The organism is Nostoc sp. EspVER01 (genome assembly GCF_034530635.1).
Taxonomy (GTDB): Bacteria; Cyanobacteriota; Cyanobacteriia; order Cyanobacteriales; family Nostocaceae; genus Nostoc.
The window spans coordinates 241,938-253,288 of the sequence record NZ_JAVRCS010000005.1 but is presented as its reverse complement, the minus strand read 5'-3'; the positions used below and the strand labels follow the sequence as shown (position 1 = coordinate 253,288).

Below are 11,351 nucleotides of genomic sequence, written 5' to 3'. Positions count from 1 at the left end.
CAGAACTCGAAAGACCAAGTTCGGAACTCGGAACTTCAGCCTCAGAACTCGAAAGGCCGAGTTCGGAACTCGAAACTTCAGCCTCAGAACTCGGAACTCGGAATTTTGAGAATTCCTGAACAAGTGAAGAGTCCGGTTAAACAAGAATTTTGGATGAAGAATGAAAATTTTGCCGCTTCAGACTTCATTCTTCATTCAAGCTTCCACAACAGACACAGTGGATAATATTGTCAAAAAATCTATGACTATAGCTACAACCACAAGCGAAGATCACAGTGCAGGACACGAAGAACATCCAGATTTAAGAGTTTGGGGACTGTTGACGTTCCTCGCCTCGGAATCCCTGATGTTTGGAGGATTTTTTGCCACCTATTTATTTTTCCGAGGTACTACAGCGGTTTGGCCTCCAGAAGGCAGTGAAGTAGAACTACTTGTGCCGACAATTAACACCATTATTCTGGTGTCTAGTAGTTTCGTGATTCACTTCGGTGATACGGCGATTAAAAAGAATAATGTCAAGGGAATGCAACTGTGGTATGCAATTACTGCAATCATGGGGGCAATTTTCTTAGGCGGTCAGGTTTATGAGTATTCAACATTAGGATACGGACTGACTACCAACGTCTTCGCTAACTGCTTTTATATCATGACAGGATTTCACGGTTTGCACGTTTTTGTGGGACTGTTATTGATATTACGTGCATTGTGGCGATCGCGTCTTCCCGGTGAATATTCTGCAACCAATCATACTTTCATCGAAATGACAGAAATTTACTGGCACTTCGTAGACATTATTTGGATTGTATTATTCACCTTGGTGTACGTTCTTACTTTGTTTTAACAAAAGTTAGGAGTAAGGAGCCAGAAGCGAGGAGTTAAGAATTTATAACTTTTAACTCGTAATTCACAACTTCTAACTCATAACTCCTAACTCCTAACTCTCCAGGAATTTATTATGCAAGCTAATACAAACCAATTCTCATGGTTCCAGGTTCCAAAGGACATTAAAAACTTATTAGTTTTAGCTGCACAAAACTGGGATAATACATCAGAATCAGAAAAATATATTCAACAAGCTTTAGCACAAACTGGTGAAAATACAGATGTATTGGTAGCAGCATATAGATTTTTCTATTATAAAAATAATTATTCTCTTGCACTACAAACAACAATCAAATTATTAGATAAAATTAAAGAACTAGAAAAATTTCCTGATGACTGGGAGCAACTTAAGCCGATACTAGTCAGTCGCAAAGAAGAACCACAAATTCGATTGTACTTAAATGCTTATGCTGCTTCTGGATTAGTACTAGCAAAGTTAGGAGAAATTGAAGAAGCAAAAGAAATCAGCACCAAAGTCAAAGAGATAGATGAAAAGCATGATTTTGGTGCCGGAATTCTCCTGGATATTTTGACACGTCCAGCAGAAGAAGATGATTAATTAGTCAATGCACTTCTCGACAAGAAAGAGTGGGGGTGCGTAGAGACGCGATTAATCGCGCCTGTAAAACAACCAATGCCCAATGAATGCCCTTTTTGTGAAAAATCATGAACAATTGGTTATCTACCAAATCGTATTCCTCTTACTCCCTATTAGGAGCAGCTACTGATAGTAACTCTATCTTTCCTCCTATCACGATACCTACTCAATTTCCTGTAGGTAATATTCCTAATGTCTCTCCAATCCTGATCATCCAATCTTCTCCGTTATCAATTTAAAAGTTATGAAAGGTAGGGATTGGCTGCTAACGGGGGACGGTCAGCATCAAGCTTGTAAATCTGTGAGAGCATGGGATTTATTGAGAGAAAATTACCGCCTTTATCGGTTTTTAACTGAGGTGGAAGATGTTCTCAATGGCAGTGATAATGAAACCAATTGTCTGCCAGAAATTCGGATGCTCGTAAGGCGCTTGATCGTAAATTCCTACTGGGTGCGAAGTCAACATTTAGAGCCTTCGCCCAAAACGGGAACCTCTGTTTTACTCCTATACGATGAATTGGGTTTTCCCTTGACTGTGCAAACAGTAACATTTGCACCGGGAACCCGATCAAACATTCATAATCATGGGACATGGGGAATCGTGGCGGTGCTAAAAGGTCAGGAAAAAAATACTTTTTGGCGACGCACTAATAGCCCCGAATTTCAGGACAAAATTGAAGCAACGGGAGAGGTAACTCTATCCCCAGGAGATATTATTAGCTTTACTCCCGATGCAATTCACTGTGTAGAAGCAGTAGGTGATGAACCAACTGTGACTTTTAATATCTACGGCGAAACCGATCCGAATGAGAGATTTGAGTTTGACCCGATTAAGTATAGTGCTAAAAACTTTTAGCATCATGCAGTACCCGCATTTCTCACAAGCTTAAGGCATTTGATGGAGCGAGGAGGAGTAAGGAGTAATGAGTAATAAGTAATAAGTTTTTACTCATTACTTATTACTTATTACTTCTCCCCGGCACAAACGCAGGCTTTAAGAGGTGTGGTGAGAAATCCGGGAGTAGGGGCATACAGCCGTGAATCCCTACAAACAAATCGTATTCTACTAAGAGGTAGTTAAATGGCAAGAGTAATTTTCTATAGCAAACCAGGCTGTAAAGGTGGTACTAAGCAAAAAGTTTTGCTAACAGCTGCCGGTCATGAAGTGATACCACACAACCTGCTAACAGAACCTTGGACAGTTGAACGATTGCGCTCATTTTTTGGCGATCGCCCCGTAGCCGAATGGTTTAATCTTTCCGCTCCCAAGATAAAATCTGGTGAGGTGGTTCCTGAAAAAATCGATGCCCAAACCGCCTTGACGTTGATGCTGAAAGAGCCGTTGTTGATTCGCCGTCCTTTGTTAGAAGTAGGCGATCGCCGTGAGGTAGGATTTGATGTCCAAAAGATTGATACTTGGATTGGCTTACAAGCTGTGGATGAATCCTTGCAAGAAATCAGCGACAAGCTGATGAAGCAAGATTTGCAAAACTGCTCCCACGGTCCTGGTCATCATCACCATAATCATTAGGATGGCTGTAACCATCATGGTGAACAAAATCAAAAGCAAGCCAGCTTAAGTTATTAGACTTCTTCTATGAATCAAAAGCCCTCTCCCAAGCTTGGGAGAGGGCTTTTGAAATTGGCTCTAGTGGTCTATCGCATTAATTTTGCTGGGCTGTAAGATCCCCGACTTCTTTAAGAAGTCGGGGATCTGCTCACCTTCACCTATCAGAATTAATGAGATGAACCACTAGTCTTTAGCTAACTTGTTGTTGGATGTGTAGTAAACCCTACTACCACTATCAGGTACAAAATGGCAGCTGACACATGAACGCCATAATGACTTCCAAATAGGTTCTTCCGATTTGTGGAAATACTCACCCATCACTGGTTTTATTGCCTCAGTTGCCTTCAGTAAATTGTAGTGAGGGATGTTAAGGAATATATGGTGAGCAACATGAGTACCAATATCGTGATGGATATGATTAACCAAACCATAATCACGGTCAATACTAGAAATTGCGCCTTTCAAAAAAGTCCAATCTTCTCCACGATACCAGGGAAGCTCTGGCTCAGTGTGGTGCAAGAATGTCACCAAATCGAGCCAAATTATAAACACAAGGTAGGGTACTGCATAATATTTCAGCAACCACATCCAACCCCATTGGTAGGTGAGGAAACCGAGCAAACCTACCATACCAATCAAAAGTACAGTACTAGTGATGACATCCCATTTTTCCGATGGCTTGAAAAGCGAACTGCCGGGCATAAAGTGGGAGCCTTCCTTATTAGGAGAACGCTTAAACAAATACACAGGATAAGCTAAGAGAAAAACATAATATCTGCCGATCTTTTGGGCTAAGGGCATCTCCTTGTATTGTGATTCGGTCACAGGATACCAGCTTTCATCATTATCGATATTGCCAGTATTTTTGTGATGGGTTCTGTGGCTGATCCGCCAACCATGATAAGGAACAAGTATTGGTGTGTGAGAAAGATGTCCAATCAAATCATTGAGCCATTTCTGCTTAGAAAAAGATTGATGTCCGCAGTCATGCCCGACTACAAACAAAGCCCAAAACATCGTTCCTTGCATTAGCCAGAAAATCGGGAAGAAAAGCCAAGAATCCAGGTAATTAGCTACTGCATAAAGCAGACCGATAATCAGGATGTCACGAAAAAAGTAAAAAAGTGATTTTGTTACATTGGGCTGAAAGCATTCAGCAGGGATTGCAGATTTTAAATCTTGAAGAGTGAAAGGTAATTTAGTTGTATCCTCAGACGTTTCACCGCTAAGAGTATTGTTGAAACTGACGGTATCTAATTGCACTGGATTCTTTTGTTAGATATAAATCGGAACTTGATTTTGAGACAAGATAATCTCACCTCTAGGATGCCCACGAAACTAGCGATCGCTAACACCAAAGAAGATAATTTTTGGCAATTTAGCTAACAATTTTTAGTTGGTAAAAAGTCGCCAAATTCTATTTAAACACAGCATGATCAACGCTCTCGTTGAGTTCAAGAGCGTGAGTTTAGTCACAGTGCTATTTATCGCTCTGTATAATGTTCGTCGAAAGTCTTATAGCCAACATCAGTTGTGTATAGTTGACATTGGTCTGTAATTTGCTTCATTAAAGGCCAAGAAAACTGACACTCATCATGTAGATAAGGCTCCCAATTTTCTTTGATGCTGCTGTAAGCTAGCCGCAAATTATAAGAAGGAATAGCAGTGGAAATATGATGAGGGACGTGAACATTGATATCGTGGCACAAGACTTCTACCCAACGTGGATAATCACAATGAATAGTTCCAGATAGCTGTGCTAGAGCCTCGTTCCACTTATTCGCTGTCGCAAAAGGAACATCTGCGGCAGTGTGGTGAACAATAGTAAAAGTACTCATCCAAAAATGGTAAATCAGCCAGGGCACTAGCCAAAACTTGACAAATCCCCAGATACCAGTTGTAGCGATGAGAGTCGGGAAAGCGATCGCAGCAAACACAACTACAACAGCCACAGACAGCTTGATACTCGATTGGTCTTTAGTTTTGAAGTTCCGCCAATCAAAATGCACCACAGCCCAATGTCCAATAGAACCTACCCACCAGAAGCGTTTACGCATGAATAGTTCAAAAGCAGACTGTCGGGTTTTATCCCAATTTTCAAACACTTCTGGTCTAATTGGATGCCAAGCGTTGTCCTCATCCAGCTTGTTGGTATGAGTATGGTGATAATTATGCTTAATCCGCCAACTATGAAAGGGGTAAATTAACGGCATCATGAAAAAATGCCCTACCAAATCATTTACCCAACGACGTTTGGCAAAAGACCTATGACCACAATCATGGCCAATTACAAAGAAACCTGTTAAAGCAGTGCCCGTAAAAATCCAAGCAAGGGGCAAGAGAAACCAAGGAGTGATAATCAGGCTGTAATAGCCCAAGGCGACTGCCAAGACACTGAGTATTACTTGTGTCCAAGCTTTGCGACGGTTCTGCTGAAAACATTCGCGTGGCAGGGTTTTGACAATATCTTTGAGCCGGAAGTCGGAATTACTAGGCTCGTCACTTAGTTTCTGGCTATTAATTATTGATGTAGTCATGGACACCTAAAAAACAACAAACTCCTCCACCAAGTCACCAAAAAGTAACTTGCCGTAAAAATTCTTCACATTAGCGCTTCGGATTATAGCAACCTAACTGACACAAGCGCACCCGTAAATAGCTTTTTGAAAAGTTAGGAGTTAGAAGTGATGAATTAAAAACGTTACACATCCTAACTCTTAACTCCTGACCCCTAACTAACTTTTGCTGGGGCCAACTTTACATTAGTAGCTAGACCAACTGCTTGCAGCAATTGAACTGTCATCCAGGTTAAATCAATTTCCCACCATTCCAGCCCATGACGAGCTGAGTATTGAAAAGCATGATGGTTATTATGCCAGCCTTCACCGAAAACTAGTACGGCTACCCACCAGCAATTAGTAGATTTATCGCCAGAATCATAGCTCTGATAGCCAAATTTATGAGTAGCGCTGTTCACCAACCAGGTGCAGTGGTAAACCCAGACAATGCGAACAAAAATTCCCCAGACAACAAATGACCAGCCACCTATAAGCAAAAGCAATACACCTAGAGCAACCTGGATCAAAATGAAATATTTTTCTAAAAACTGATAAACTGGGTCTTCGGCAATGTCTTTGGTGAAACGAGGAACATCAGCGTGAGCGGGACAGTAGTGAATCAGCCAATCCATGTGGCTCCACCAGAAGCCTTTATTAGAATCATGGGGATCGGCATCAGTATCCGAGTGTAAATGATGGATGCGATGTGTCCCTACCCACTCAATTGGGCCTCCTTGACACGAGAGTGTGCCGAAGAAAACCAAGATATACTCTAGCCACTTGGGAGTTTGAAAGCTGCGGTGGGTGACAAGGCGGTGAAATCCTAGAGTAACTCCTAAGCCACCTGTTATCCAGTACAGCAAGAAACCCACACCAACTGCCGTCCAGCTAAAGTTACCAGGAACAAAGGCAAATAAAGCGCCAATGTGCAGTCCAATGAAAAACAGGGTATTAACCCAGTTAACTTGAGGTTTGGTTGAAGTAGCAATTGTCATGCAGTAACCTGAATTTGAATTTTCCAGCCTAGTCTGCGCGATCTTAAAATCCGCATATCTATAATCTTAATTTTTTTGAACGAGGAACTGATGAACAGCTTAGAACAGCTGCGGCAAGCAGAACAGGCACTATTAGAAATTTTTTCTGGAATTGACACTCAGGTCAAGCATAATCTAAAACGAGTGCTGGATGCTTTTCGTAATCACCGTGTAGGGGCACACCACTTTGCTGGTGTAAGTGGTTATGGCCATGATGATTTAGGACGAGAAACTTTAGATAAAGTTTTTGCCGAAGTTATGGGTGCTGAAGCTGCGGCAGTGCGAGTACAGTTTGTTTCGGGAACTCATGCGATCGCCTGTGCTTTGTTTGGTGTTCTCCGTCCCGGAGATGAAATGTTAGCAGTGGTCGGTTCTCCCTACGATACGCTTGAAGAAGTCATTGGTTTACGGGGTCAAGGTCAAGGTTCCCTTATCGAGTTTGGCATAAATTACCGCCAATTGGAGCTAACCTCAGAAGGAACCATAGATTGGCAAGCTTTAAGTACTAGCGTGGCTGAAAACACTCGTTTAGTGTTAATTCAGCGCTCTTGTGGCTATTCTTGGCGTCCTAGTTTATCAATTGGCGATATTGAAAAAATCGTTCACTTAGTCAAACAGCAAAACCCGAACACCGTTTGCTTTGTAGATAACTGTTACGGCGAATTTATTGAAACCAGGGAACCCACAGCCGTAGGTGCTGATTTAATGGCGGGGTCATTGATTAAAAATCCTGGTGGCACCATTGTCAGCGCTGGCGGTTATGTAGCCGGTCGTGCCGATTTAGTGGAAGCATCCGCTTGTCGCCTCACTGCTCCCGGTATCGGGAGTTACGGGGGTGCTACTTTTGACCAAAATCGCCTGCTGTTCCAAGGCTTATTTCTCGCGCCGCAGATGGTGGGAGAGGCGATGAAAGGGACTTATCTGACTGGTTATGTATTTGATAAACTCGGTTATCCAGTAAATCCCGCACCTCTTGCTCCCCGTGGAGATGTAATTCAGGCAATTAAACTCGGTTCTGCCGAAAAGCTAATTGCTTTCTGTAAAGCCATACAACAGCATTCTCCCATCGGTTCCTACTTAGACCCTGTTCCAGATGATATGCCAGGTTATGAGAGCCAGGTGGTCATGGCTGGGGGGACATTTATTGAAGGGAGTACTTTGGAATTATCAGCCGATGGGCCTTTGCGTGAACCGTATGTAGTTTATTGCCAGGGAGGAACTCATTGGACTCATGTAGCGATCGCCCTAGAAGCTGCGATCGATGCAGTTGGCAGTATCGATAGACAGAAAAAGGGAGAGTAATGAGCGATCGCCACACTACAACTATTGCACGTCTCAATGTTTACACCCAAGGTCAAGGATTCCCAATTTTGGGCTTACATGGTCATCCTGGTACTGGTCGTAGTCTTTCTGTCTTTACCAATCATTTATCAAAACGCTACAAAACTTTTGCCCCTGACTTACGCGGATACGGCAAAAGTCGCTACAACGGCAATTTTGACATGAATGACCATTTGACTGATTTAGAAGCGCTGCTAGACCGTTTGCAGATTGAAAAGTGCCTAGTATTGGGATGGTCACTTGGGGGTATTCTGGCAATGGAGATGGCATTACGTTTGCCAGAGCGTGTTACTGGGCTGATTTTGGTGGCGACAGCCGCAAAACCCCGTGGCAGTCATCCTCCAATCACTTGGCAGGATAATTTATATACTGGCATTGCGGCGCTATTGAACTATATAAAACCAAGTTGGCAATGGAATATTGAAACTTTTGGTAAGCGATCGCTTTTCCGCTACTTAATCCAACAACATACATCTATTACTTACAATTACATTGCCAAGGAAGCAGTACCAGCTTATTTGCAAACTTCTCCTGCTGCGACTCGCGCTCTCTATAGTGCAATTCAATCAGGATACAATCGGTTGCTAGATTTGCAACAAATACAATGTCCTAGTTTAGTACTTGCTGGTGAGCAAGACCGCCACATTACATCTGATTCCAGCTTACAAACTGCTCAACACCTCAACAATTCTCAGTGGCAGTGCTATCCCAACACCGCCCATCTTTTTCCGTGGGAAGTTCCTCAGCAGGTGCTAAATGATATTGACCATTGGCTCGAAGTTCATCCGCAGGTAATTGGTAGTCAATAGTCTAAATATTTATTAATATTAAAAAAATATTTAAAAAAATTTGACTATTGACGAAGAAGAAAAGGAAAGGGAAGATGTGGTGACGCAATGAATGAAAAAGACGCAATAACCCACGGTAAAAGGATTTTCTGTGTCTTTATGTCTTTACGTCTTTGCATCAGAGCATCCTTTTCATTCTCTGGCCTAACTTAAATTTGACCGCCAAAGGCAGGCTGTACTTTGCGGTCAAATCTTTCCCCCAAGTCGTCAGCAATTGTTAAGTTACTAGGTTTGCAGCGCTTGACATTTACAATAATTCCCTGCGCTCCTTCGATCTCCAAATCTTCTATGTATCCTTTGCTTGCTAATGTTGCATCAGAAGAACTTAGAAATGGCCCGAAGTAATACGTGCAACGGGGATTCTGCGTCACAATCTCTACCCACCAAGCCAAGCCGATGTAGTCGAATGTGTTAATTAACACTTCCTTGAGGTTATGCCAAATGGTTTTCATGGTTTTCGCCGATTTATAAACGTCTACAGGGTGTTAAACGATATGTTGCTTTATTATTTTTTACATTTCTTTATATTCTTTATACTCTGTTACTGTTATTTTTCAAAGAGAATTTTTGCAATTTATCTAAGTGCAGCGTATTTAGCGATCGCTGGCGATAAATCTCATAAAGCGCCATACCCGCTGCTACAGAAGCATTGAGGCTGGGAGTCTTACCCTGTAGAGGAATCGATACTAAAAAATCACAGGAGCGTTGAGTTAACATACCCAGACCTTCACCTTCTGAGCCGATTACCAAAACGATTGGGCCAGTGAAATTGACTGTATGCAAAGGTTCGCTGCCACTTGCAGCAGTACCGTAAATCCAAAAGCCAGCTTCTTTTAACTCTTCTAAGGAACGGCTGAGGTTGACAACTCTAGCTACAGCAAAATTTTCTAAAGCACCTGCTGCCACTTTCATCACGGTGGAAGTGATCCCAGATGCCCTTCTTTGAGGAATCACCAATCCTTGAGCGCCTATTGCTTCGGCAGTGCGAATAATTGCTCCCAAGTTGTGGGGATCGGTAATTCCGTCAGCCACGACAATTACAGCATCGGTTACAGATTTGCACTGCTCAATTAGATCGGGCAATTCGATGTAAGCGTAGGGAGCAATTTGTGCTACCACACCTTGGTGATTAGCGCCGTTGGTAAGATAGTCTAAACGCTTGGGTTCAACTTCATCAATAACTGTGCCATTTTCCTTTGCTTGCAAGAGAAAATGGTGAAAGCTGGGATCGTATCGCAGACGGGTAGTAATCCAGAGACGGTTGAGATTGCGCTGATTTTGCAATGCACTCAATACTGGATGACGACCATAGATGAGATCGCTATCTTCTTCTGTCGGTGTAGATACAGACGGTTGGGAGAAACTGCTATTTCGTTGTCGCGAGTTCCCATAACTGGGATTGCTATCTATTTTCCTGGGATTGCGATTCGGATTAACAACAGAGATGGTGTTGCCATCTACTTTTCTGGGATTGCGAGTCGGATTCTCAACAGAGATAGGGTTGCTATCTACTTTCCTGGGATTGCGAGTCGGATTCGCAACAGAGATGGGGTTGCTATCTATTTTCCTGGGATTGCGAGTTGGATTCGCACCAGAGATGGGGTTGCTATCTACTTTCCTGGGATTGCGAGCCGGATTAGTAACAACACGTTTACCTTTAATTTTTACGGGTTGTCCACGATTTGGTTCGCTAGAAGTTTTGACTTTTCTGGGTTTATCCTGCATTTGAGTTATGAATATAGCGTATGGTTGATCGTTCCGATTACCTCAAGTTTTTGAACCTAATCTAGTGTTGTGGCTACTGCGAAATTGAGTTTTCACTCTTTTTCTAGATGAAGTATTTGCAACAGTTCGGTTAGACGTTGGTAATCGGTGATATATAAGTAGCCTATTAAAGTTTCTAGACTAGTTGCCTGTTGATAAATTTCGGGATTAAGTCGCTTAGGGCGTCCTGTTGCGGCGTTTCTACCCCGTCGGACAATTTCTAATTCGTTATCCCTGAGATGAGGAATTAGCGATCGCAAATGTAGCGCTTGTGTTTCTGCTCTTACCTGCTCCACTACCAGACGATGGTAAATTCCTGACCGCTGCAATGGCAGCAGATAGAACATTCTAACATACAACTCATAAATTGCATCCCCTAAATATGCTAAAGCACTAGGAGAAATTTGTTGCACTTGTGAGAGGGAAATCTGTTGGAATGGCCCTGTGGTTGCCAAGAGTGCTTCAGTCCAAGACAAGCTCTGTTTGGGAGTTTCATCTTGTCCATCTAATAGCTCTTCCTCCTGTGACTTCACAAATAAATCATTCCTTGACGGGCTACATTTGGCAGGCATTCTTCGCAAAGACTGATTTTTCGGAAGTATGCCATGATAGTATACTTAGCATAATCAATACTATCAAACTTACTTACTAATTTCATCTTTTTGATTGAGAGTTGGCATTTTAAATCACCCTGATGTCAACATCTATAAACCAAATTTCGCCTACTTCTTGTGGTCTGCGCCTAAGACAGGGTAA

At 42.4% G+C, this 11,351-nt stretch carries 12 protein-coding genes; 6 read left to right on the top strand and 6 right to left on the bottom strand.

Features of this window, described 5'->3' with window-relative positions:
• Nucleotides 1-241: 241 nt before the first annotated feature.
• From RMX69_RS06990 to RMX69_RS06975, 4 genes are all read left to right on the top strand, one after another.
• Nucleotides 242-841 (top strand): cytochrome c oxidase subunit 3, encoded by a 600-nt coding sequence (locus tag RMX69_RS06990; protein WP_229468424.1) that lies wholly within the window; start codon nucleotides 242-244, stop codon nucleotides 839-841.
• Between the two features lie 114 nt (nucleotides 842-955).
• Nucleotides 956-1,441 (top strand): hypothetical protein, encoded by a 486-nt coding sequence (locus tag RMX69_RS06985; RefSeq protein ID WP_322636993.1) that lies wholly within the window; start codon nucleotides 956-958, stop codon nucleotides 1,439-1,441.
• 283 nt (nucleotides 1,442-1,724) lie between these two features.
• Nucleotides 1,725-2,336 (top strand): cupin, encoded by a 612-nt coding sequence (locus tag RMX69_RS06980; RefSeq protein ID WP_322636992.1) that lies wholly within the window; start codon nucleotides 1,725-1,727, stop codon nucleotides 2,334-2,336.
• A gap of 225 nt (nucleotides 2,337-2,561) precedes the next feature.
• Nucleotides 2,562-3,011: an ArsC/Spx/MgsR family protein gene (locus tag RMX69_RS06975; protein ID WP_322636991.1), complete on the top strand. Its 450-nt coding sequence runs from the start codon at nucleotides 2,562-2,564 to the stop codon at nucleotides 3,009-3,011.
• 222 nt (nucleotides 3,012-3,233) lie between these two features.
• On the opposite strand, the gene RMX69_RS06970 is transcribed toward RMX69_RS06975, so the two are convergent.
• The 3 genes from RMX69_RS06970 to RMX69_RS06960 all read right to left on the bottom strand — a co-directional run bounded on the left by RMX69_RS06970 (nucleotide 3,234) and on the right by RMX69_RS06960 (nucleotide 6,603).
• Entirely contained in the window at nucleotides 3,234-4,313 is a 1,080-nt protein-coding gene (locus RMX69_RS06970) for a fatty acid desaturase (RefSeq protein ID WP_322636990.1), read from the bottom strand.
• Nucleotides 4,314-4,534: 221 nt separating this feature from the next.
• Nucleotides 4,535-5,587 carry a fatty acid desaturase gene (locus RMX69_RS06965; RefSeq protein WP_289798424.1) on the bottom strand — a complete coding sequence of 351 codons (1,053 nt, stop codon included), beginning with the start codon at nucleotides 5,585-5,587 and terminating at the stop codon, nucleotides 4,535-4,537.
• 194 nt (nucleotides 5,588-5,781) lie between these two features.
• The gene (locus RMX69_RS06960) at nucleotides 5,782-6,603 is read right to left on the bottom strand and encodes an acyl-CoA desaturase (RefSeq protein WP_322636989.1); all 822 of its coding nucleotides are present in this window, start codon (nucleotides 6,601-6,603) and stop codon (nucleotides 5,782-5,784) included.
• A 90-nt stretch (nucleotides 6,604-6,693) separates the two neighbouring features.
• Here RMX69_RS06960 and RMX69_RS06955 point away from each other — a divergent pair, with 90 nt between their 5' ends.
• Nucleotides 6,694-7,944 carry a methionine gamma-lyase family protein gene (locus tag RMX69_RS06955; RefSeq protein WP_322636988.1) on the top strand — a complete coding sequence of 417 codons (1,251 nt, stop codon included), beginning with the start codon at nucleotides 6,694-6,696 and terminating at the stop codon, nucleotides 7,942-7,944.
• Nucleotides 7,944-8,792, top strand: coding sequence for an alpha/beta hydrolase (locus tag RMX69_RS06950; RefSeq protein WP_322636987.1), 849 nt, complete (start codon nucleotides 7,944-7,946; stop codon nucleotides 8,790-8,792). The genes RMX69_RS06955 and RMX69_RS06950 overlap by 1 nt, the downstream gene beginning before the upstream one ends.
• Nucleotides 8,793-8,980: 188 nt before the next feature.
• Here the strand turns inward: RMX69_RS06950 and RMX69_RS06945 are convergent, their stop codons facing one another.
• From RMX69_RS06945 to RMX69_RS06935, 3 genes are all read right to left on the bottom strand, one after another.
• Entirely contained in the window at nucleotides 8,981-9,283 is a 303-nt protein-coding gene (locus RMX69_RS06945; protein ID WP_194044900.1) for a DUF1816 domain-containing protein, read from the bottom strand.
• A gap of 79 nt (nucleotides 9,284-9,362) precedes the next feature.
• The gene (gene rlmB / locus RMX69_RS06940; RefSeq protein WP_322636986.1) at nucleotides 9,363-10,556 is read right to left on the bottom strand and encodes a 23S rRNA (guanosine(2251)-2'-O)-methyltransferase RlmB; all 1,194 of its coding nucleotides are present in this window, start codon (nucleotides 10,554-10,556) and stop codon (nucleotides 9,363-9,365) included.
• A gap of 92 nt (nucleotides 10,557-10,648) precedes the next feature.
• Nucleotides 10,649-11,128, bottom strand: a complete 480-nt coding sequence (locus RMX69_RS06935; RefSeq protein WP_289798430.1) for a Mini-ribonuclease 3 — start codon at nucleotides 11,126-11,128, stop codon at nucleotides 10,649-10,651.
• Nucleotides 11,129-11,351: the final 223 nt, after the last annotated feature.

What these genes read in the sequence shown, in the direction of transcription:
- RMX69_RS06990 (WP_229468424.1), top strand. Translation starts at nt 242, where the DNA reads ATGACTATAGCTACAACCACAAGCGAAGATCACAGTGCAGGACACGAA.
- RMX69_RS06985 (WP_322636993.1), top strand. Translation starts at nt 956, where the DNA reads ATGCAAGCTAATACAAACCAATTCTCATGGTTCCAGGTTCCAAAGGAC.
- RMX69_RS06980 (WP_322636992.1), top strand. Translation starts at nt 1,725, where the DNA reads ATGAAAGGTAGGGATTGGCTGCTAACGGGGGACGGTCAGCATCAAGCT.
- RMX69_RS06975 (WP_322636991.1), top strand. Translation starts at nt 2,562, where the DNA reads ATGGCAAGAGTAATTTTCTATAGCAAACCAGGCTGTAAAGGTGGTACT.
- RMX69_RS06965 (WP_289798424.1), bottom strand. Translation starts at nt 5,587, where the DNA reads ATGACTACATCAATAATTAATAGCCAGAAACTAAGTGACGAGCCTAGT.
- RMX69_RS06960 (WP_322636989.1), bottom strand. Translation starts at nt 6,603, where the DNA reads ATGACAATTGCTACTTCAACCAAACCTCAAGTTAACTGGGTTAATACC.
- RMX69_RS06955 (WP_322636988.1), top strand. Translation starts at nt 6,694, where the DNA reads ATGAACAGCTTAGAACAGCTGCGGCAAGCAGAACAGGCACTATTAGAA.
- RMX69_RS06950 (WP_322636987.1), top strand. Translation starts at nt 7,944, where the DNA reads ATGAGCGATCGCCACACTACAACTATTGCACGTCTCAATGTTTACACC.
- RMX69_RS06945 (WP_194044900.1), bottom strand. Translation starts at nt 9,283, where the DNA reads ATGAAAACCATTTGGCATAACCTCAAGGAAGTGTTAATTAACACATTC.
- rlmB (WP_322636986.1), bottom strand. Translation starts at nt 10,556, where the DNA reads ATGCAGGATAAACCCAGAAAAGTCAAAACTTCTAGCGAACCAAATCGT.